The organism is Bacteroidales bacterium MB20-C3-3 (genome assembly GCA_035609245.1).
In the GTDB taxonomy this organism is placed as follows: Bacteria; Bacteroidota; Bacteroidia; order Bacteroidales; family UBA932; genus Bact-08.
Map to the genome: position 1 here is coordinate 599,124 of CP141202.1, position 22,121 is coordinate 621,244.

Genomic DNA, 22,121 nt, shown 5'->3' on the forward strand with positions numbered 1-22,121 from the left:
GCAGTTAATAATATTAATCTATAAAACCCTCCTGTACAATTTTGCCTCATATCCTGTTGTTTCTAAATAATCAAGTATTTTTTCAATTAGTTTTGCACTGAAAGGCAGACGATCATGCAAAAGAATAATTGCTCCATCGTGCATCCCCCTTTTAATCCTCTCCATAACCTTTTCTGTGTCTGAGTCAGCAATTGTATCAAAGCTTCTCAAACTCCAGCCTACGCTTAAAAGTCCCAAATCTTTAACTGCTCCTCCTATTGATGGATTAGTAACACCATATGGAGGTCTGAATAGTTTAATTTTCCCACCTGTCAACTCTTCGAGAATTTTTATTGTAGCATTAAGATCCCTTTTAACCAGCTTTTTTGATGATATGGTAAATTCCGGAGTGTGTCTTAATGAGTGTATACCTATCATGTGCCCCTCATCTGCAATTCTTCTTACTATCTGAGGATTCTCAATTGCATTCTCACCTATCAGAAAGAAAACTGCCTTTACACCTCTCTCCCTTAGAACATCAAGAACCATTGGAGTATAATCCGGATGAGGACCATCATCAAATGTAAGCATAACACTCTTCATCCCCTCGTTTCTCTCCCTGCAATAGGATCTTAGATATATACCCATATCCATTCTGAAAATTGCAGTAATCAGAAAGGAGAGAACCAGAGTAACAATTACTATCAGAAGGTATATCATTTTGTAACTTCAATCAGTGTGGCTGGATCCTTAACATATTTATTCACTAAAATTACTTTGGAGCATGATCCTGAAGATAGCCTTTCCAATGCTATTAAAAGAGCATATGCAGAAGCTGTCGGGTACTCCCCTGTAATCTCTTTGTAATTTTCAGTTTTACACCCTTCACTCTCTAATAACCCCCTTATTACCTCATTTCCACACATATAAAGAGCATCGAGATCCCTCACGGAGATTAGAGACTCAAAAATCTCTGTTTCGCTGTAATGCATAGGGAATATCTCAATGGATCTAATTATACCCCTGATATTACCCTCCGGAGAAGAGCCGAGCAGAAAGAAGGCAGCCCCCTCTCCCCCTTTATTATGCCTCCACATACCCATTCTGCCCAGAAGATGACTTTTGGTTGGAGTTAATTCATCAAAACCACCTGTCAAAACGCATCCTTTTCCCTCGTTTATCAAAAGCGAAGAGTCAAAAAGAGCAGATTCAAAAGAACTGCTCCCGTGAACATAGGTACTGTTATAGTGTTTATCTCCCCTCATTAACGCAATTTGAGCACCAACCGTATTTGAAGTGCTTTGAATAAAGGCAGATGGGTTAAGCAGTCTCTCCTGATTCTGTATAATTGATATAAGGAACTTTTCAGTATCGGCAAGGCAACCCCATCCTGTCCCTGTAACTATTGCATCAATTTTATCAATACCAGCATCCTTAAGTGTCATTATTGCAGCTGCAACACTCATCCGTATCACCCTGCTCATCCTTCTTCTCAAACCTGCATCCAGGATAAACTCCTTGTAATCAGGCTCAACTGAAGAGACTCCGGCTGCTCCGTGTATAACAAGATTTGTATCTATCTTCATAATCTAAACCTTATCAAAAATTAGCGTAGTACAATTCCCTCCAAAGCCAAACGAATTAGTCATCGCAGATCGGATGTGCACCCCTCTCTTAAGAGTTGTTTGAGGCGGAACATCACACTCATCCATCATCTCTGAGAAGTTTAGATTTGGCCATATATACCCCCCGTAAACTGAGAGAACGGTAAAGAGTGACTCAATACCGCCTGCTGCTCCAAGAGTGTGTCCGGTAAATCCCTTTGTAGAACTATAAGGGGGTATTTTATCCCCAAACAATCTCTTCATTGCTATTGCTTCAGAAGAGTCGTTGTTAGGAGTTCCTGTTCCGTGAACATTGATATACCCAATGTCACATTTATCAATATTACTCATCTCAATAGCTCCGCTCATTGCCATATAGGCACCCTCACCACTTGCAGAAGAGGCTGTTTGATGAAAAGCATCATTTGCATTTGAATAGCCAGCTACCCTGCTGTACCTTTTAACACTCATAATTTTCTCAGATACCAACAATAGATAACCTGCCCCCTCTCCAAGATTCAGCCCCTCTCTGGTTGCATCAAAGGGCCTGCAGTTTTTGCTGTCAAGAATACCCAACGATGAAAACCCATTTACTGTAAATCTGCATAATGCGTCTGTGCCACCTGCAATTACAGCATCCAGCATACCAGCCTTAATCATTCTGGTTCCCAGCATTATGGCATTATTAGCAGAAGAGCAGGCTGTATTAATTGTTGTACAAAAACTGTTAAGGCCAAGATGGTCATAAATAAACTGAGTTGATGCCCCGCAATCGTGTCCTATAAGCTGCCTCAATCTTCCTCTTCTGTTGTCCGGCAGGTACTCCCTGTAAAATTGCTCACTGACATCCATACCACCTACAGAGGTAGCAGAGATAAGACCGATTCTGTGTTCTGAAGGGTTCAGACCAGAATCTTCCAGCGCCTCTTTTGCTGCGGTAAGTCCCAGCAAAGTAGTTCTGGAATACTCCTTTCCGGGAGATAATCCCAGCATTTCACTAAGTTCTGTATTTGATAAAGCCACCTCACCGGCTACAACCTCATGCATAGTTTCAAAAAGAGTTAAAGGGACAATGCCACTCTCCCCTGAAACAAGAGACTCGATTTGCTTTCCTACTCCACAACCCAGTGCAGAGATGCATCCTAAACCTGCAACATAGACATTATTTACCATAAATTTCCCTTTTGAAGAGTTTAAAAGAGAGATCATAGCTCCCCCGGAGATACTCACACCATCCACACACTACCATTTCAAGTCTGGAACTCTCTGCCAGTTTAAGCTGGTAATCAAAAAGAGACTCCTCTCTCATATTATTACTTACAAAGAAAAGATTCTCCCCTTTGAATTTATTTCTAATTGAAATTTCCCCAATAACAATGTTTGGCAAGGTGTAAACAAAAACTGCAGGACTGGCGGCAAGATCTCCCCCCTGATCAATAAGTTTCTGATGTTTTATATCAGTCTCAAGAGATGAGGAGTTATTAGAAAGCATAAAACCAATATTAAAAGGGTCTGTTTCAGACAGATCTCCGGCAATTCTCAGGAGTGAAGCAGCTCCAATCACCCCAAGTCTTGACATACCATCCATTTTGAAGAACTTAATATCTTTCATATCAAGCTCCTTATATTTTTCACGGATAACAGTATCAAAATCGCTGTCACCACTAAGTTCAAAAGCGGCAATCTCCCTCCACCCGGATGCACCTGATCTGTATTTATTTACAGAAGATGACTCAAGAGCCATCACAATTGCTGCATTGCATCCTCCAAAACCCGAAGCGCTCTTTACACATCTGTACAAGGGCAACTCCTTATGGTGAGCAGTTAGTCTAAGCTCCATAGGAACCCCCGGTTCGCTGAATCCCAGAGTCCCAAAAAGCAGCGAGTTTCTGATTTGCCAGGCCGATGCAATAGCCTCCACCACACCTGAGGCACCCAGTGTATGACCAAAAAAAGGTTTCAGGCTCTGTACAGGTACATCTTGCAAAGATGCAAAATGGACTGCCTTAGACTCCATTTCATCATTATAAAGGGTTGATGTGCCATGAGCATTTATAAATGATATATTTTCAGGTGACACACAGGCATCCTCCATTGCCCTTATCATAGCTGTGCCAAGGCCATCTCCGCTTCTGGAGGGAGCAGAGAGATGATTTGCATCATTTGTAATCGCCCCCCCCTCTACTATCACAGGATCTGAATCTCTGCACAAACCCCTGTCAGATGAGAGTATGACTACTCCCACAGCCTCTCCCAGATTCAGCCCATCTCTGTTTATGTCATAGGGACGACAAATCTTAGAGCTAACAGATTTAAAAGATTCAAACCCAGAGATAACAAATCTTGTCAGGAGATCAGCTCCTACAACTACTACATTATCAGATAAATTATTCTCAATCAGCCTTGAGCCCTCTATAATTGCATTGACACCGGAAATACAGGCACTGGAAATTACTATCGGCTCCCTCTCCATCCCAAGCCATCCGGCTATTCTCTTTGCACTGTATCCCAAAAATGCCCTTTGATCTAAATCCTCTTCAATACCTGAAATAACATCAATATTGCCTTTTGTTGTAGCAAAGATTAGCTGGGAACGGGGTAGAATTTCATCACCTTTATCTGAAGAGAGCAATGAAGAGGCATTGTACACAGCTGCAATTACTCTCTTTTCCAGAATAGTTGCATCATCAGGAATTCCATCAACATTAAGGGCATTAGAATCATCAATTATCCTTGCAGCCATGAAGGGAGATGAGTAAAGTGATTTATCATCAATCTCCGTCACCCCGGACTGATAGAGTGAGACCCTTCTCATATTCTCATCGGTTCCCAAACCTAACGGAGAGAGAATTGAGTCAGATACGATATATGCCCTGTTTGTTACTCTTCCTTTATCCATTTTCTCTTCCAATTTAGGTAGAATTCGGGGTTATTCCACTCCAGATTACCATCTTTATCAAGAAAAACCTGCATGGAAAATCCCGTTGCAACTAATGTATTATCACTCTCTCTGAAAATATCATACTCAAACCTTACCTTAGCTGAGGGGAGATTAATGAATCTGGTCTCTATTACAGCAGAATCACCATATTTTAAAGGCTGAATATATGCACACTGCAACTCCACTACAGGTGCGGTATATCCTGCTGCGTAAATATCTAGATAACCAATACCATAGTGCTTTCCAAATGACTCTCTGCCATCTTCAAAAAACTTTACATAATTGCCATGCCAGACAATGTTCATAGAGTCAACCTCGGAGAACCTAATCTCAATTCTATGCCTGTGAATAAGCGCAGGCTTGTTGAGACCTCTGTTTTTTCTCATTATTCCTTTTCTTTATCAATAAATATCTTCAGTTTACCTTTTGCAAAGGTCTCACCATTCTGAAAACTCTCAGCCTCCACCAGTGATATACCCCCAAACTCTCCTGAGAATCTTATGTTTGTTCTTATCTCTGCACCACAGACTGGTAAATACTTCAATTCAAAATCGGCAACTGCACCAATAAAACCAACAGGGATCTTCTCCCCTCTCTCCCTGTAACTCCATCCGCTTGAAGCAGCGGCAGACTGCGCCATATGCTCAATAACTCCCGGCTCGGTAAGATATCCATCCACTACAAAGTAGTTACCCTCATCCGGAGTAAAACCAGCCTGAAAGAGGGTATTGTTCTCCCCGTAAAAAGCATCAACAAACACAAAAGGAGTTCTTTGCGGAATAAGTTCAACCATCTGCTCTCCAAATACTACGGCTTTCTCAAATACTCCCATATTAATCCCTTTTTCTTCTTAACAACTCTCATTCTCTCAATATCATCCGCAAGTGGATCATCCGGAAATATCCACGCCTTACCTGTCTCTGCTGCCATCCTTCTGCACTCTGCAAGATTAAAATCATCTGACAAATAATAGGTTGGTTCAAGCAGAGTATCCTCTGCCAATATCTTCCCATCTGCAATAGCCATCCTCTGAAGTGGAGTTCCGGGGTAAATTCTCATACCAATATAGGGAAAGAAAACGGAGTATTTTATCTTCAACGAGTTTTCCATAGTCTCCCTCAGCGTCTTATCAGTCTCACCAATTCCTCCAAGAATCAGAAAATGCGCATAAAAAACATTGTGTTTAAGGCATAATTCTGAGCTGAATAAAACATCATCAAATGAGAAATTTTTCCCATATCTGTGCATCTGCTCAGTACATAGAGATTCAGTGCCAAATTCAATATGTTTGAGGCCGGATCTTCTGAACAGCCCCATAAGATCATCTGTGAGATTATGAGGTGAGAAATAGGCCCCCCAGTTTATCTTTATTTCACTTTTAATAATTTTCTCTGCCAGTTCGGCATTATAACTGTTATGGATATTAAAAACCGAATCTGTGAAAAAAACATAGTTTATACCCTTCTCTTTATAGAGCCTAACTAAAGTATCTACGATAAGATCTGTATCAAGGGTTCTTACTTTTCTGCCGTCAATTATTGGATAAGAGCAGTAAATACAATTGTAGCAACACCCTCTTTTTGTTTGAATATTGAGCATCCCGCTCTTTTCCCAGTAAAAATCAGAGAGCCTTTCATCAAACGATAAATTAAGAGAGCTGAGGTACTTTGTGTGAGGATGCTGCACCTTTCCGGATGTACCGGCAGAGATAAGCCCCTCAATTCCATCTTTTGACCCTCCACTCTCTATAGCCTCAAGCAGTAACCTTAGACTCTCCTCTCCTTCACCAACAATACCATAGTCAGGAGAGAGAATTTTAAAAAGAATCTCGGGATATACAGAGAATCCTGCTCCACCGATAATTAACGGAGAATCCGATGTTTCCCTTACTGCTTTGACAATTTCACTGTAACCGGGGATGAAACTTGTTCTGTCCAGAGAGTTTGCCCCGTCAATATTTCTAAAAGAGATTCCAATATAATCCGGAGAGTACCCGGTTATCCTTTTTTTCAACCCTTCAATATCTGTCAGGTTCATATCACACAGTTCTGTCTCAATCCACGGAGCCCTCTCTTTGAGATAGGTTTGAAGGTATGATAATCCTATCGGGTAAACCGGATAGGGGTCTGCAAGTCTGTTTGCAGAGATAAAGAGTAATCTTTTAATCTCTCTCATAGCCAAAATTTATAAAAATTATACCACTGTTCCGGAGCAGAAATTACTGCCCTCTCCAGCTCATCCACATAGGCATTGAGGATAATCCTCTCACCACCCCTCTTTCTGCTCATCTCATCTCCTTTGAACAGCCTGAAAATGAATCTGTACTTTTTAAAACCCTCCCTGACAGCAAAATAAAAAATCACCGGAGAATCAGTTCTTGATGCCAGAACAAATGGTCCCAAAGGGAAATGCGCTCCCTGTCCAAGAAACTTTGCCTCCATATTTTTACCATTAGGTGTAAGCCTGTCACCCTGCATGGCAACATACCCGCCGCCTGAAATTGCATCTCGTATATGAAATATATGATCCAGAGAGTCTTCAGAGACCGGAATTACAGAGAAGGCTCCCAGTTTGTTCTCTCTATCCAGAATAGATTTAATATTTCTATACTCTTCATCCATCATAACCACGCTCATCTTTTTTCCATATTTGCCAAAATATGGCGCACCCACCTCCCAATTACCAAAATGGGCTCCAATTATTAATGCTCCTGAATCTCCGGACAATATCTCCTTCACATCATCAGGTTCATCAAAAAGAAAAGTGAATTTACTGTACAATCCTGAAGATGCCGCTGTTTTATCAATCAGAGCAATACCAAGATTGAAATAATTAAGATACAAAAACTTAAGGGAGGCTAATCTGCTTTTATGCAATATATGTCTGGAATAAAACCAGACCCATTTTGTTGATGAGGGTGCAAAGGGAATAAAATAGAGAGCAACAAATGAAAGTAATACATAAGCTGCCCCGAGACCAAATCTTTTTATCAGAAATACAAAGATAAGGTATCCGGCTGCTCCGCCACGGGATTTTCCATTCCAATCATTCGGGTGCCCCTTTTTCATTTAACCTGTTGTTGATAAAGTGATAAAAATCATTGAAGGTCTTAATACCAACAAAATCCTTGGCAACGACCGTAAAGCCAAAGTTATGCTCAATGAGAACCACCATATCCACTAAGTCCAGGCTGTCCAGATCAAGGGTCTGCATCAGGGGAGCCTCAGGTGAAATTGTTTCAATATCTACTTCAAACTCCTCTGCCAGTACATTGTTTATTTTTTCTATAAGGGCTTGATCTATCATCTTAGTTTAGGTCTATTACTTATAATTTCTTAATAATGAGCGACGAATTAGTTCCTCCAAAGCCAAAAGAGTTTGAGAGAAATGTTTCAAACTCAAAGTTAACTATCTTATTGTTAATATTAAGCTTTTCCGATGCTTCATCCGGATTTTCAAAGTTTATTGTTGGTGCTATAAATGAGTTTTGCATCATTAAAATGGAATAGACTACCTCACTTGCACCTGCCATCCACATCTCGTGGCCGGTCATACTCTTGGTTGAACCCACATATGGCCTCAAATCTCCGAACACCTCAGAGATTGCTTTTGCTTCATTAAAGTCACCAACAGGAGTTGAAGTAGCATGAGCATTTATATACTGAATATCAGAAGGATTAAGGCAGGCCTGTTTAAGTGCCATCTCCAGAGATCTTCTTGGTCCGTCAATATTTGGAACAGATATATGATCTCCATTCGAGGAGAAACCATAGGCAGTAATTTCTGCAAGAATAGGGGCACCCCTTTTTATGGCCGACTCGTAACTCTCCAGCACCAAACTTGCCGCTCCTCCGCTTGGAACAAGGCCATCCCTCTCAGCATCAAATGGTCTTGATGCTTCCTGTGGCTTATCATTTCTTACTGAAAAGGCATTTAAACCATCAAAGCTTGATACGGCATAAGCATTCACCTCCTGGGCTCCTCCACATATAATGCAATCCTGGAGACCATTCTTTATCATAATGTACCCCATGCCGATAGCATGAGAACCACTGGCACACGCTCCCGCAATTGTAAGATTAATACCTTTTAGCCTGTAAATAACAGAGAGATTCATACTCACTGTTGAGTTCATTGACTGAAAAACAGAACCTGATCCAACAAGCGTTGTGTTCTTCTTCTCCCTTATTATATCTACCCCATCTATCACTGCCTGAGCGCTGCTATCGTTTCCGTAAAGTATCCCAACCTCTCTGGAATTAAGAAATGCATCATCAATTCCTGCGTTTTTAAGCGCCTCCTCTGTCGCTAAATAGGCGTATGAGGCCTCTTCTGACATAGAGAGCCTTTTTCTTCTGTCTAATCTTTTTGTAAGATCAGGTTTTGGAAGGATTCCTGTAAGGTATGACCTAAAGCCCATCTCTTCCCTGGCAGGGTCAATCCCCACTCCTGATCTTCCACTCTTAAGAGACTCAAGTACAGTATCCAAATCCTGACCTATACAAGAGTAAATCCCCATTCCTGTTATAACAACTCTACTCATATTCAATTAAGTATAAAGCCCGCCATTAATGGAAATAATCTCTCCGGTAATGTAAGAGGCATCCTTTGATACAAGAAAACCCACAAGAGAGGCAACCTCTTCAGGTTTGCCGAATCTCTCTGCAGGAATTTGTTTTTTTAAAGCCCCCTCATCCAGATCTGCTGTCATGTCGCTTTTAATAAACCCTGGAGCAACTCCATTCACTGTGATTCCTCTTTTTGCAACCTCCTGGGCCAGGGCCTTGGTTGCAGCAATCACCCCGCCTTTAGCGGCCGAGTAGTTGGTCTGTCCCGGCAAGCCCTTTATTCCGGACAAAGAGACAACATTTATTATTCTGCCATATCTCTTCACCATCATATCCTTAACCAAAGGTCTGGTAACATTGTAAAACCCGTTCAGGTTTGTGTCAATTACCTCACTCCAGTCGCCGGCCTCCATCCATATTAATAAATTATCTTTTCTGATTCCGGCATTATTTACAAGCACTTCAACAGTGGCATCGTTATTTCTGCTCTTCCATTCACTTAGAGCTCTCTCTGTTTCCAATCTGTCAGAGACATCAAATTTCATTAATTCTGCATCTCCTCCCCTCTCTCTTATCTCCTTTAATGTATCCAACGCTGCATCACTATTAGAGCGGAAGTTAACAAGAACAAAATAGCCCATCTCTGCAAGTTTTAAAGAGATGGCCCTACCTATCCCCCTGGCGCCTCCGGTAACAAGAGCATATTTCATATTAATTATTTTTTAAATAATCAGTAATCCTTTCAATATCTCCGCACAATGGAGAGTCATCCACAAAGAGCGGAAATATCTCCCTGATCTCTGAATAGACTTTTTTGCTCTCAACAGAGATCTTATCTTTAATTTCAAGATAGTCAATCGCCTGCAAAAGCGCCATATACTGAATTGACATCACTTGGAATGCATTTTCAATAACCTTAGCAGTCATAAGAGCTGCGTTAGTCCCCATACTCACTATGTCCTGGTTGTCGTTGTTGTTTGGTATTGAGTGAATATACACAGGCATGCAAAGAGACTGCGATTCGGCTGTGGTTGAAGTAGCTGTAAACTGAGCAGCCTGAAGACCATAATTTAAACCAAGAGTTCCAAGATTGACAAAAGGTGGAAGAATTCCGTTTATTCTGTCGTGGAACAGATAGTTCAGTTGCCTCTCTGCCAACATTGTAAGCTTAGTTACAGCAATTTTTACCTTATCCATCTCAAGACTTACATAGTCTCCGTGAAAATTCCCGCCATGATATATACTTCCTGTATCAGGATCCACAACAGGATTGTCGCATACACTATTAAACTCTCTCTCAACTGTTGAAATCGCGTATTGTAATGTGTCATAAACGGGGCCCAGTACCTGAGGAACACATCTGAGAGAGTAATATCCCTGAACCTTATGCTCAAATATTCGCTCATCATTCTTTCCATTATAGAGAGAGTGCTCCCGTTTTCTAAGCCTTGATGATGTTGCAAAATGATCTCTCATTAATGATGCAACATAAACCTGACCCGGATGCGGCCTGCTCTCAGCAAGAGGTTCAGATACAAAATCATCATATGATTCAGCAATCTCATTCATAATAACAGATGCAAGAAGAGACCATCTGAATAATTTTTCTGCCATAAAAAGATTTACAGATGCAATTCCTGACATTACACTGGTCCCGTTTGCTATTGCAAGTCCCTCTCTTATTTTTATTTCAAGTGGTTTTAATCCGCAATCCTCCATTGCTTTTGAGGCTGGAACAACAAACCCCTTATAGGAGACATTTCCTTCACCAATTAGTGCCAGTCCTATGTGAGCCATCTGAACAAGGTCTCCGCTCGCTCCAACTCCTCCGTGCTCAGGAACAACCGGATAAATTTCGTTGTTTAGAAAATCTACAAGGAGCTCTGCAAGCTGTATTGTAATCCCTGATTTACCCTCTGAGAAATTTGCGAGTCTTGCAAGCATTGCAGCTCTTACAAACTTATTGTCAAGAGGCCTGCCCGCTCCACATGAATGAGATCTGATAATATTGAACTGAAGCTCCCTCAGATGATTGTCGTCAACTCTGTACTGAGCCATTGGTCCAAAACCGGTGTTAATACCGTATATTACTTTCTTCTCAGCAAATGAACCAAGAAAATTAAAACTCCGTAAAATTCTTTCAGACGCCTCAACGCCCAGCTCTACAAGTTCATTCTCTTCGACTGCTCTGGCAATCTTTTCGAATGTTAGTCCTTCAGATATATTTATCACCGTTTACAAATCATTTTAATTTGGCAAATTTATAAAAAATAATCGTTTGCAAATAATTAAAACTTACTGCTAAGGCGTTTTTCATTAAGGTATTTCAAGAATTCATCACTTTCAATAATTTCGATTTCATTACACAACCCCAGAACGAATCTCGCCGCTCCCTGATAATCAAACAAATCACACTCAAGTACAAATTCATTGTCGTTTAACTGAGTTAGATACTGTTCGCTTAAAGGAAACTCCTCTGTAAGAAGTGTTGCTGCCACCATGCTTAATTTAAGTTTAACCGGTTTAGGACTCTCTCCGGAAAACCTAAAGATATCTGTAGCCACACTCCTGTGTTGCCCTTTGTTCTGCCAGGAGACTTCAGAAACATCTACAGAGCCTATCCTTTCAACCCTGAAGTATTTGCACAAACCGGTTGAAACCTCATAACAAAATATACTAACCATATTCACTGAGAAGGAGATGGGTTCAACCAGCCTGTCAGTTACACCCCTGGTATTTATAGAGTGATAATCTTTGAGAGTGACCTGCCTCTCCTCTGCGATTGAGAAGAGCAAGCTGCTTATTACATTTTCACGGCCGGGCCTTGTTAAAAGTGTTGCAACTTCTGAGAAGTCATAGATATTGGCAAGTTTTCTTTTAACAGACTGAACAGCCTGACTATCCGGAGCAAAGACCTCCATAGCTCTCTTTATAATATAAGCCTCCTCTTTATTAAAATATGCAAGCTCAGATATCATTCTGAAATATTTCGAGTCTCTAGAGAGAGAGATTCTGCCACCCTCCCGCTCAAGCAAAAGACCTGCAGATTCAAATGTGTCAAGATACCTGTATGCTGTTCTCTGTGAAATATCCAGCGAATGTGCAAGAGTTTCAACAGTACAGACTCTGGACCTGTCTGTTAAAAGTTGCATTACTCTGAGAAGTCGTTCAATTTTGGGCTGATCCATAGGTTTGGGGATTATTCATTTTGCTAATTTAGCCATTTTTAGGTTACTTTGTCAAAAAGAGAGCCAATGAGCAAAACAGAAAAGATGTTGGCAATTTTCGGCGTAACTACAGATGAACTGAGGAGGCTGCTATCTGTTGCGCTGTCAAAAGGGGGCGACTACGCAGATATCTATTTTGAACACAGTATATCAAACGAACTTAACCTCAGGGATTCTGAGGTTAACGGAGCCGGCACCCATATAGACTACGGCGTTGGAATACGCGTTATAAGCGGAGAGGGAACAGGATACGCCTACACCGAGATTACAACTATGAAAGAGATGGAGAGAGCTGCCAGGACTGCTGCCGCCATCGCGACGCAAGGGATTGTAAAGAGTATACCTGAAGAGATAAAATCTCCCCTTTTTAAGGAGAGGTACAGAGCGGAGATACCATGGGAAGGGATAAATTTTTCTGACAGAATTCCCACACTTCTTGAACTGGATTCACTTGTATTTCAATCAGACAAAAGGGTTATCAAGGTTCTTGCAAAGATAACTGACTCAAACACTAAAATTCTATTTTTCAACTCAGAGGGACTACTTATATCAGATGAAAGGCCAATGGCTTCTCTTACTGTCACCTGTATAATGCAGCATGAGGGCAAAACAGAAAACAGCAGCTCATCCAGAAGCTTCAGGATGGGATACGAGATGCTCTCTAAAGAGATGGTAAAAGAGATGGCCGGTGAAGTAATTGCCAGAACATCTCTGCTTTTTGAAGCCGGAAGACCTCTTGGTGGCGAGATGCCTGTAGTAATGGGAGCAGGTAGCTCCGGAATACTGCTTCACGAAGCAATCGGGCACGCATTTGAGGCCGATTTTAACAGGATGGGGACATCCATATTTTCCGACAAACTTGGGAAAAAGATATGCTCAGAGAATATATCTGTAGTGGATGACGGGACTATTTTTGCAAACAGGGGGTCTATTACCTTTGATGATGAGGGGATAGAGTCACAAAAAACCTATATGGTTAAGGATGGAATCCTCAACTCATATCTTCACGACAGAATAAGTGCCTCATATTACAAAACCGCCCCTACCGGAAACGGGAGAAGAGAGTCGTTCAGATTTATGCCTCTGCCCAGAATGAGGGCAACATATATGGAATCCGGAAAATCAAAAGAGGAGGATTTAATTAAATCAGTAAAAACAGGTATTTTCGTTAATAATTTCTCAAACGGGCAGGTTCAGATTGGAGCTGGAGACTTTACATTTTTTGTAAAATCGGGTTATCTGATAGAGGGAGGAAAACTGACAAGGCCAATAAAAGATGTTAATATAATTGGTAACGGGCCGGAGGCTCTTGCAGATATTGTAGGTATTGCGGATAACTCTTTTATTGATAATGGAACCTGGGTATGTGGCAAAGAGCAATACTGCGCTGTCTCCTGCGGAATGCCATCAGTACTTGTAAACAAACTTACTGTAGGAGGGGTATCCTGATATGGAGGAGAATCTGAAAAACATAGTAAATATTGCACTGGAGCTGACAAAGGCTGCAGGATGCAATGCGACAAGGGCAGGAGCAGAAATATCTGTTCAAAGTTCATTCTCGGTAAGAAATAATACGCTTGACAGACTCCAGAGTTCAACAGGATCTACTCTTTTTATTCAACTTTTTATAGATGGCAGATTCGGTTTTTATTCAACAAACAGAACAGAAAAAGACGAACTTAAAGAGTTTATAAATAAAGCAGCTGAAGCAACAAGATTAATTGCGCCGGATCCTGACAGAATACTCCCTCCCAGGGAGCTGCTATTTTACGGAAAAGAGGAGGATTTAGGTCAGTTTGATTCAAAATATCATGACATTACTCCAGAAGAGAAGAGAGAGATTGCATTCGCCTGTGCTTCAGAAATTCACGGAAAAGATACCCGGATAATTTCATCAAACTGCGAATACGGAGATACCCTTGAATTATACTATATGGCAGATAGTGAAGGATTCTCCGGAGGATCATGCCAGACTTCATTTACCGTGAGTGCAGAGTGCTCTGTAAAAGACAAAGGCGGTTCCAGACCTGAAGCCTGGTGGTACGAGAGCTCAATGAAACTGGAAGATTTAAAAAGAGAGGGGTGTGGAGCGAAAGCTATGGAGCGTGCGCTTGCCAGGCTTGGCCCAAAAAAACTGAAATCGGGAAAATACAACATGGTTTTAGAGAACAGCGTAGCAAGCAGGGTTGTCTCTCCAATTATATCAGCCCTTAATGGTGGTGCAATTCATCAGAAAAACTCATTTCTTTCAGGCAAAATTGGAGAGAGAGTTTTTCCCGATAATCTTTTCATAATGGACAGGCCTCACCTTTTTGGTTACGAAGGCTCCCGATACTTTGACAGCGAAGGAATTGCAACAAAGTCTATGAATATTGTGGACAAGGGAGTTGTTACAAATTATTATCTGAGTACATATAATGCCAGGAAGCTTGGTATGACACCCACAATTGAGGGGCCTTCACTACTCTCAGTTTCAACTGACGGTAAATTCCCGGGTGATATTCCTAATACCAATCTTGAAAAGATTCTCAATCTTTCCGGAAAAGGGATTTTTGTAACAGGATTCAACGGTGGCAACAGTAACTCCTCAAGTGGGGATTTCTCATTTGGAATTCAGGGCTTCTATTTTGAGAACGGAATTATACTTCATCCTATTAAAGAGATGAATATTACCGGAAATATAATCGACCTTTGGGAGCGCCTTGCAATGGCAGGTGATGATCCAAGAAGAGCGAGCAGATGGCTGATCCCTACCCTCTTTTTTGAATCTGTAATATTTAACGGAAACTAAACTATATGAAAAAACCCGGACTTGCCCTCTCCCTTTTACCAATATTGGTGCTGGTTTCTATGATTTCTCTGGGAGTCAGAATATTTGGGGAGGAGATCTCTTCAGGAACATCTCAGATATCTCTTTTACTTACAACGGTCATTACTGCTGTAATCTCAATTGTTATACTAAAAATTCCCTGGAAGAAGATTGAGGAGGGGATGATGAATCATCTCTCCAAAACAGGTTCTGCTATTTTTATTTTACTAATGATTGGGGCACTTACAGGATCATGGATGATTAGCGGGGTTGTTCCTGCAATGATCTATTATGGCCTGAAATTAATACACCCATCCGTTTTTCTGACTGTTACATTTATCCTTACTTCAATTGTCTCCCTAATGGCAGGGAGCTCATGGACTACAGTGGGTACCATTGGGGTGGCTATGCTGTCGGCAGGGCAAATTCTTGGCATCCCTGCTCCGTGGCTTGCGGGTGCGATTATTTCAGGAGCCTATTTTGGTGATAAGCTTTCGCCTCTCTCTGATACAACAAATCTTGCTGCCGCAGTTGCAGAAGTAGATCTCTACACCCATATAAGATATATGCTCATTACTGTTACACCTGCCTTTCTTATTTCCCTTGTGATTTATACTGTAGCCGGATTTGTGATGCCTCTTAACAGCTCTGTTAATGTAGATGCAAATCTTGGTTCAATTTCATCTATATTTAATATTTCCCCGTTCCTGCTTCTTGTACCTCTTTTTACTATTGCAATGATTGTAAAAAAGGTATCACCATTTATTACCCTTTTTCTTTCTGCAGTTGCCGGTGCAGTTGTTGCCTGCCTCTTTCAACCCGGTTTATGCAGCCAGATAGCCGGAGATGGAAGAGCCGGAGGTGTAATGTATCTGGTTGCATCATTAAAGATGATGTATGGAAGTGTCTCTCTTGAGACTGGTGATGCAATTTTAAACTCTCTTACTGCAACAAAAGGTATGGCAGGAATGTTAAATACAGTATGGCTGATACTTTGCGTGGTGACTTTTGGAGGGGCTATGGAGGCCAGCGGAATGATACAGGTTATAACAGAAAGGATGGTTAAACTGGTTAAAAGCACATTCTCTCTGGTGGGTTCAACTGTTGCTACTACACTGTTCTGCAATATTACACTATCTGATCAGTATATGGCTATTCTGCTGCCGGGAAAAATGTTTGCATCAACATATAAAAAAATGGGGTACGAGCCGCAGTTGTTGAGCAGAACCCTGGAAGACTCTGGTACAGTTACCTCAGTACTTGTACCATGGAATACTTGCGGTGTTGCACAGTCAGGGGTATTAGGAATAGCAACATTAGCTTATCTTCCATATAGTTTTTTCAATCTTCTGACACCTTTGATGACTCTTATAGTTGCTGCAATTGGCTATAAGATAAAGAGAAAACTCTAGCATAATTTTTGCATAAAGCAATTTTTTTTATTAAAAAACAAACTATTCACATAATTAAATAAATAATGAAAATCGGTAAAGACAAAGTAGTATCTCTATCCTATACACTAACAGTAGATGGTGATGTAGTTGAAACTGTAACATCAGACAAACCAATGGACTTCATTTTTGGAACAGGATATCTTCTTCCTAAGTTTGAGCAAAATGTTGAAGGCAAAGAGGTTGGCGACACTTTTGATTTTATGCTTACTGCAACTGAAGGATATGGAGAGGTTAGCGAAGAGGCAATAATTGAGCTCCCAAAAGATATGTTTATGGTTGACGGTAAGGTAGAAGATGGTCTGCTTACAGTTGGCAATGTTCTTCCAATGCAGGATTCTGATGGGAACAAACTTAACGGAACAATTGATGAGGTTAAGGATGATGTAGTTGTAATGAATTTTAACCACCCGCTTGCAGGAGCAGACCTCAACTTTAAAGGAGTTGTAGTAGCTGTTCGCGAGGCTACCCAGCAAGAGATAGTTGGCGGTTTATACGGAGAAAAACTTCAATCATCTTGCAGCAGCGGAAGCTGCTCAGGTTGCAGCGGCTGCTAATCAAATTTGTATATAGAAAAAAAAGAGGATGGCAAATTGCCATCCTCTAATTTTTTGTATTCGTAAGAGTTAAGCAGGATTCTGCTCAAGTTCTTTGTTAGTGTCAACCTCAGCCTTTGGTATCATCCATACCCAGTTATTACTTCCTGCAGGTTCTGTTACCTTAACTGCAAAAGATTCAACATGTGATCCCTGACCTGCATTTGCAGCAGTTGGGCGTACCAATGGAAGATTTAACCTCTTAAGATCTGTCCAGTTTCTTCCTTCACCCCAAAGTTCAACTCTTCTTTGCGTAAGAATTTCATCAATAAGAGCCTGACCGCTGTTTGAAGACAATGTATACTGAGGGTCTCTGTTTTTAGCAAGAAGGAAAAGGACATCTCTAGCTTGAGCCTCTTTTCCGGTTTGCCTTGCCAAAGCTTCAGCCTCGATAAGGTACATTTCAGCAACTCTTAACCAAGGGAAGTCACCTCTACCATCAGCAGATGAAACTGCCTGGAACTTAGAGTTCATATAATTAAATCTAACACCAGTTGGTTGAACAAACGGCTGTTTATCTGCTACTGCATTTGGATACCAAAAGCCCTTCCTGATATCTGTAGAAGAGATCTTGTCATATAGTTCTTTGTTAATGGACTTAGGACTCTGACGGATTGCCGTAGAGTTAAAGTTATTTGACATATATGCGTAGAAGGAGTAGAAGTACATTGTCTGATCCTCCTGAACATAAGATGCCCACAGATTTTCAGGATTGTTCTGTTTGCTGTAACCCTCAAGGTGCTGCGCGGCTGACATAAAGCTGTAACCTTGTCTTGCCGCATTTGCAGATGTGGCAGCCTGTGCCCAGTTACCCTGAACAAGAGCAACTTGTGCCTGAATACCCTGTGCAACTGATTTGTTAATATGAGACTTGTTAGGTCTTGAATAGCCATCCAAAAGTGCAATCGCTTCAGTCAGGTCAGTGTTAATCTTAGCATAAACCTCAGCAACAGTATTTCTTTTCTGACCTTCAAATGTAACAGTCTCCATATACGGAACTCCCGGATGTGAATTTGCTCCACCCGGAACAAATCTTTGAGCATAAAGCTGTACCAACATAAAGTGTCCCCAGGCTCTGTAAGTAAGAGCCTGCCCTTTAATTGCTTTTTTCTCGGCATCAGCTCCCGGAATAGCATCAATCTGAGTAATTATTTGGTTAATATTACTCATCATTCTGTAAATGTTAGTCCAGTATAAAACCATAGAAGACCTGTCATTTCTGTGGTCTACCCACTGGTAAGCACTTCTGAACCATCCATTTGCGGTTGTGTTAAAAACAATATCTGTACCTAACATATCAATATACAAATACATTCCGGCCATTCCCCCGTGGGCCTGGCTACTGTTATATTGTATGTACATTGTTCTGTGAACACCATTCAGGGCTCCCCAGGCTCCCTTGACAGAGCTGAACACTAGATTTCCTGAAAGCTGGTCTGTAGGTGCAGTCTCCAGGAACTCTTTTGAGCAGGACTGAGGTACCATTAGTAAACCTGCAGCTAGCGTCAATATAAATAATTTAATTTTTTTCATCTCAAAAAATCTGAATTAGAAGTTAACATTTACACCCAAAGTTACTGTACGGTTGAATCCAACATCGTTGAATACATCACCATTAAAGCTCTGAGAAGGGTTCATACCCTTGCGGGCAGAGAATAGTGCAAGATTTTCAGCAGAAATATAAGCTCTTAAACCTTTCACATTAAGGGTTTTAAGAATATTCTCTCCAAAGTTGTATGAGATATTCACATTTCTGATTGCAAGATATGATGCATTAACAAGCCATCTTGTTGAGGCTGCGTTGAATGCAGTAGTTTTGGAGTTGTCCATTCTAGGAACATTTGTAACCTGTCCCGGAGTTGTCCATCTGTCAAGTATTTCAACAGCTTTAGCAGTACCAAATCCACCAGTAGACATTAGAGCGGCCCAGTTATAATCGTAAGCTTTTCCACCAATTGAATAGTTTAACTGCACAGAAACATCAACCCCAAAAATTTTAAATGAAGGGGTAACTGCACCAAACACCTTAGGAATACTTGTTCCTGCCCAGTCATATTTAGCTTTGGCCTGATTCGAAGTAACCTTGGTACCATCAGCAAGAGTTTTACAATCTGTATCAGCCCAAACCTGAGCATCATCAAATATATAAAGTGCATTTCCATTATCAGGATCAACTCCATGCCATTGACGAAGCCAATAGTCATAAATTGAACCACCTTCAACTCGTTTGAAATTACCAGAGATTATTCCACTCTCTCTGTTCTCTTCTGGAAGCTTGGTTATCTCATTTTTATAAGTAGTAGCGTTTAAATTTAGTGCTGCCTCAAAATTTTTGCATGAGTATATAACACCAGTCAAATCAAGTTCCAAACCTCTGTTAAACAGGTTACCAATGTTTCTGTCTTGTGATACATAACCAGTAGATGGTGAAAGTGGAACAGAGAAAATCAGATCTTTAGACTGTTTGTTGAACCAATCAAGAGAACCTCTTAACCTATTTCCAAAAAGGTTGAATTCAAGTCCAATGTCTGTCTGAACTGTAGTCTCCCATTTCAGGTTAGGGTTGCCTGGAACTGTTGACTGTATAAAGCCCGGCTCAGCAGAGTTATAATACTCCCCATCTTTCAACCACCGGGGATGTTTTTTATGTTTAAATCCTATGCTGCAATTTCATACCAGTCATAAGGTGTTTTTCTGTCCAGACCTTGGTGGGTTCTCTGATTATTGTAATAGTTCATGTATTCCTTTATACCACTTACAAGTGTGTTTCCATCCACAGCCGGCCAAATGTAAATGTACTCTTGTTTAATTGTTCTCCAAAATCTTTCTATATAAATGTTATCAAGTGCCCTGCCTCTGCCATCCATACTAATCGTGATTCCTTGTTCTTAAAGATACTCTGTCCACAATGGGCAGGTAAATTGCGATCCCTGGTCAGAATTTATAATCTCTGGATTTCCACAATCTTTAATAGCCTGCTTGAGAACTTTAAGAGTGCATTCGGCATTAAGAGTATTGGAAAGATTCCAGCCAACAATATAACGGCTGTAAACATCAATAATTGCTGTAAGATATAGAAACCCGCGCTCCATTGGAATGTATGTAATATCAATGCACCAAACCTGGTTTGAATGTGTTATGTCTAACCCTTTGAGTTTGTATGAATGAATGTATTTTGCCATCCCCAACTTGCTGAGATTTTTCCCTGGATAAATGGCCATAACTCCCATTTTTCTAAGGAGTCTTCTTACTTTCTTGGGACCAATCAATATGCCAAATTTCTTTATAAAGTCTACCATGCCAAGAACTCCTTTAGTAGGATATTGATGATACTCCTTATCCATCTTGAGCATCAGATCAAGATCTTCGGCACTTTCTTCAACAGGTTTATAATAAATAGAACTCCTGTTCAAACCAAGCAGTTCGCATTGTCTGCGGACACTAAGTTTACAATCTGGAGAGACTATTTTTTTGAGGACTTCAGTATCCCCAGTTTTTCTAAGGCCCTCTTGCAAAAATCCACCTCTACTTCCAATCTTCCTATCTTTTCATACAATGCCTGCTCTCTCCTTTCCGCCTCCTCATCTGGAGCTTTTGTTGAGAAGATCTCAGGACTGCGAGAGAGAAACTCTCTCTTCCAGTTTGAAATCATTTGCGGGTGGATCCCAAAGCGTTTAGACAGATCACTAAGAGTCTCCTGTTCCTTAATAGCTTCAATGGCTACTTGCGCCTTAAACGCGGCACTGTGTTTTTTCCTGCTTGTGTTCATACGAGTAAAATTAATCATTTTATTAAATTTACCCAGTGGTCTGAATTTGCGGGAGTATTATATTTGAATATTCAAAACATCTTTTTTCTTAACACAAATAAAATAGTCTGCAGACAAAAAAAGAGAAATAAGAAGCTACAAAAGGTAATCCATTGACCTGGAAACTGGTACAATATCAAGAGGTGATCTGTACCCGGATATATATTTATAGTATCCTGCTATTGCAATCATAGCGGCGTTATCAGTAGTGAACCTTAATTCAGGAATATGGCTTCTCCATCCCCTCTCAATCCCCTCACTAATTATACGCTCTCTAAGTCCGGAATTTGCAGAGACTCCTCCGGCAATTGTAATCTCATTAATACCTGTCATTACTGAAGCTTTGACAAGTTTATCCATAAGTATATCAATTAAGGTACTCTGGAAAGAGGCACATAAATCGGTTTTATTCTTATCAATAAATGCAGGATCCTCAGCGATTCTCTCTCTCAGAAAATATAGCAGAGATGTCTTGACACCGCTGAAACTATAATTCAATCCATCAACTCTGGGTTTAGAAAATTTAAAAGCAACCTTATTCCCCTCTTTTGCCAGTTTGTCAACAACAGGCCCCCCCGGGTAGCCGAGCCCCATAATTTTTGCACATTTGTCAAATGCCTCTCCCACTGCATCATCAATTGTCTCGCCAATAACAGTAAATGAAGAGTAGCTCTCAACCCTTACAATCTGAGTATGCCCGCCGGAGACTAAAAGAGAGAGAAATGGAAATGATGGCTGAGTGTTAACCTTCTTTTCAGGAACTTTTATAAAATGTGATAAAATATGCCCCTGAAGATGGTTTACATCAATAACCGGAATGCCGGTTGCAATAGATAAACCCTTAGTAAATGAAGTACCAACCAGTAGTGAACCCAGCAGGCCCGGGCCTCTTGTAAAGGCGATAGCATCAATATCCCGGATTTTTACTCCTGCAATTTTTAAGGCACTGTCAACTACCGGAAGAATATTCTGCTGATGTGCCCTTGAAGCGAGTTCAGGGACTACTCCTCCATACTTCATGTGAACATCCTGATTTGACATAACATTGGAAAGCAGAAATTCATCTCTGATAACTGCTGCAGAGGTATCATCACAAGAAGATTCAATTCCCAGAATAGTAATGCTCATTTTCAAATTT

The 22,121-nt window shown here is 40.8% G+C and carries 23 protein-coding genes; 4 read left to right on the forward strand and 19 right to left on the reverse strand.

Annotation, left to right across the window (positions count from 1 at the left end):
• Window positions 1-18: 18 nt before the first annotated feature.
• The 13 genes from U5907_02650 to U5907_02710 are packed head-to-tail and all read right to left on the reverse strand — an operon-like array spanning window position 19 to window position 12,280.
• Window positions 19-699, reverse strand: coding sequence for a polysaccharide deacetylase family protein (locus U5907_02650; protein WRQ33557.1), 681 nt, complete (start codon window positions 697-699; stop codon window positions 19-21).
• Entirely contained in the window at window positions 696-1,565 is an 870-nt protein-coding gene (locus U5907_02655; protein ID WRQ33558.1) for a beta-ketoacyl synthase chain length factor, read from the reverse strand. The genes U5907_02650 and U5907_02655 overlap by 4 nt, the downstream gene beginning before the upstream one ends.
• Before the next feature lie 3 nt (window positions 1,566-1,568).
• Complete coding sequence (locus U5907_02660) at window positions 1,569-2,756, reverse strand: beta-ketoacyl-[acyl-carrier-protein] synthase family protein (GenBank protein ID WRQ34074.1); 1,188 nt, start codon at window positions 2,754-2,756, stop codon at window positions 1,569-1,571.
• Window positions 2,746-4,482 (reverse strand): beta-ketoacyl synthase N-terminal-like domain-containing protein, encoded by a 1,737-nt coding sequence (locus U5907_02665; protein WRQ33559.1) that lies wholly within the window; start codon window positions 4,480-4,482, stop codon window positions 2,746-2,748. Before U5907_02665 ends, U5907_02660 begins: the two co-directional genes overlap by 11 nt.
• Window positions 4,464-4,910: an acyl-CoA thioesterase gene (locus U5907_02670; GenBank protein WRQ33560.1), complete on the reverse strand. Its 447-nt coding sequence runs from the start codon at window positions 4,908-4,910 to the stop codon at window positions 4,464-4,466. Before U5907_02670 ends, U5907_02665 begins: the two co-directional genes overlap by 19 nt.
• Window positions 4,910-5,356, reverse strand: coding sequence for a hydroxymyristoyl-ACP dehydratase (locus tag U5907_02675; protein ID WRQ33561.1), 447 nt, complete (start codon window positions 5,354-5,356; stop codon window positions 4,910-4,912). Before U5907_02675 ends, U5907_02670 begins: the two co-directional genes overlap by 1 nt.
• Window positions 5,332-6,699: a lipid biosynthesis B12-binding/radical SAM protein gene (locus U5907_02680; GenBank protein ID WRQ33562.1), complete on the reverse strand. Its 1,368-nt coding sequence runs from the start codon at window positions 6,697-6,699 to the stop codon at window positions 5,332-5,334. Before U5907_02680 ends, U5907_02675 begins: the two co-directional genes overlap by 25 nt.
• Window positions 6,696-7,592: an acyltransferase gene (locus U5907_02685; protein WRQ33563.1), complete on the reverse strand. Its 897-nt coding sequence runs from the start codon at window positions 7,590-7,592 to the stop codon at window positions 6,696-6,698. The genes U5907_02680 and U5907_02685 overlap by 4 nt, the downstream gene beginning before the upstream one ends.
• Window positions 7,570-7,830 carry a phosphopantetheine-binding protein gene (locus U5907_02690; GenBank protein ID WRQ33564.1) on the reverse strand — a complete coding sequence of 87 codons (261 nt, stop codon included), beginning with the start codon at window positions 7,828-7,830 and terminating at the stop codon, window positions 7,570-7,572. Before U5907_02690 ends, U5907_02685 begins: the two co-directional genes overlap by 23 nt.
• A 19-nt stretch (window positions 7,831-7,849) precedes the next feature.
• Complete coding sequence (locus U5907_02695) at window positions 7,850-9,067, reverse strand: beta-ketoacyl-[acyl-carrier-protein] synthase family protein (GenBank protein ID WRQ33565.1); 1,218 nt, start codon at window positions 9,065-9,067, stop codon at window positions 7,850-7,852.
• 6 nt (window positions 9,068-9,073) lie between these two features.
• Window positions 9,074-9,802 (reverse strand): 3-oxoacyl-ACP reductase FabG, encoded by a 729-nt coding sequence (gene fabG / locus U5907_02700; protein ID WRQ33566.1) that lies wholly within the window; start codon window positions 9,800-9,802, stop codon window positions 9,074-9,076.
• A 1-nt stretch (window position 9,803) separates the two neighbouring features.
• The gene (locus tag U5907_02705; GenBank protein WRQ33567.1) at window positions 9,804-11,324 is read right to left on the reverse strand and encodes an aromatic amino acid ammonia-lyase; all 1,521 of its coding nucleotides are present in this window, start codon (window positions 11,322-11,324) and stop codon (window positions 9,804-9,806) included.
• A 56-nt stretch (window positions 11,325-11,380) separates the two neighbouring features.
• Complete coding sequence (locus tag U5907_02710; GenBank protein WRQ33568.1) at window positions 11,381-12,280, reverse strand: WYL domain-containing protein; 900 nt, start codon at window positions 12,278-12,280, stop codon at window positions 11,381-11,383.
• Between the two features lie 66 nt (window positions 12,281-12,346).
• Between U5907_02710 and U5907_02715 the strand changes: the two genes are divergently transcribed.
• From U5907_02715 to U5907_02730, 4 genes are all read left to right on the forward strand, one after another.
• The gene (locus U5907_02715) at window positions 12,347-13,768 is read left to right on the forward strand and encodes a TldD/PmbA family protein (GenBank protein WRQ33569.1); all 1,422 of its coding nucleotides are present in this window, start codon (window positions 12,347-12,349) and stop codon (window positions 13,766-13,768) included.
• Window position 13,769: 1 nt separating this feature from the next.
• A complete protein-coding gene (locus U5907_02720) occupies window positions 13,770-15,110 on the forward strand; it encodes a TldD/PmbA family protein (protein WRQ33570.1) in 1,341 nt (446 codons plus the stop codon).
• A 5-nt stretch (window positions 15,111-15,115) separates the two neighbouring features.
• Window positions 15,116-16,540, forward strand: coding sequence for a Na+/H+ antiporter NhaC family protein (locus U5907_02725; GenBank protein ID WRQ33571.1), 1,425 nt, complete (start codon window positions 15,116-15,118; stop codon window positions 16,538-16,540).
• A gap of 65 nt (window positions 16,541-16,605) precedes the next feature.
• Complete coding sequence (locus U5907_02730; protein ID WRQ33572.1) at window positions 16,606-17,136, forward strand: FKBP-type peptidyl-prolyl cis-trans isomerase; 531 nt, start codon at window positions 16,606-16,608, stop codon at window positions 17,134-17,136.
• A 69-nt stretch (window positions 17,137-17,205) separates the two neighbouring features.
• Here U5907_02730 and U5907_02735 read toward each other — a convergent pair whose 3' ends face one another.
• The 6 genes from U5907_02735 to tsaD all read right to left on the reverse strand — a co-directional run bounded on the left by U5907_02735 (window position 17,206) and on the right by tsaD (window position 22,111).
• On the reverse strand, window positions 17,206-18,708 hold the full coding sequence (locus tag U5907_02735; protein WRQ33573.1) for a RagB/SusD family nutrient uptake outer membrane protein: 1,503 nt from the start codon (window positions 18,706-18,708) through the stop codon (window positions 17,206-17,208).
• A 15-nt stretch (window positions 18,709-18,723) separates the two neighbouring features.
• The gene (locus U5907_02740; protein ID WRQ33574.1) at window positions 18,724-19,803 is read right to left on the reverse strand and encodes a TonB-dependent receptor; all 1,080 of its coding nucleotides are present in this window, start codon (window positions 19,801-19,803) and stop codon (window positions 18,724-18,726) included.
• Between the two features lie 29 nt (window positions 19,804-19,832).
• Window positions 19,833-20,054, reverse strand: a complete 222-nt coding sequence (locus U5907_02745) for an integrase core domain-containing protein (GenBank protein ID WRQ34075.1) — start codon at window positions 20,052-20,054, stop codon at window positions 19,833-19,835.
• A 9-nt stretch (window positions 20,055-20,063) separates the two neighbouring features.
• Window positions 20,064-20,588: a DDE-type integrase/transposase/recombinase gene (locus tag U5907_02750; protein ID WRQ33575.1), complete on the reverse strand. Its 525-nt coding sequence runs from the start codon at window positions 20,586-20,588 to the stop codon at window positions 20,064-20,066.
• A 50-nt stretch (window positions 20,589-20,638) separates the two neighbouring features.
• Window positions 20,639-20,944: a transposase gene (locus tag U5907_02755; GenBank protein WRQ33576.1), complete on the reverse strand. Its 306-nt coding sequence runs from the start codon at window positions 20,942-20,944 to the stop codon at window positions 20,639-20,641.
• 135 nt (window positions 20,945-21,079) lie between these two features.
• The gene (tsaD, locus tag U5907_02760; protein WRQ33577.1) at window positions 21,080-22,111 is read right to left on the reverse strand and encodes a tRNA (adenosine(37)-N6)-threonylcarbamoyltransferase complex transferase subunit TsaD; all 1,032 of its coding nucleotides are present in this window, start codon (window positions 22,109-22,111) and stop codon (window positions 21,080-21,082) included.
• Between the last annotated feature and the right edge of the window lie 10 nt (window positions 22,112-22,121).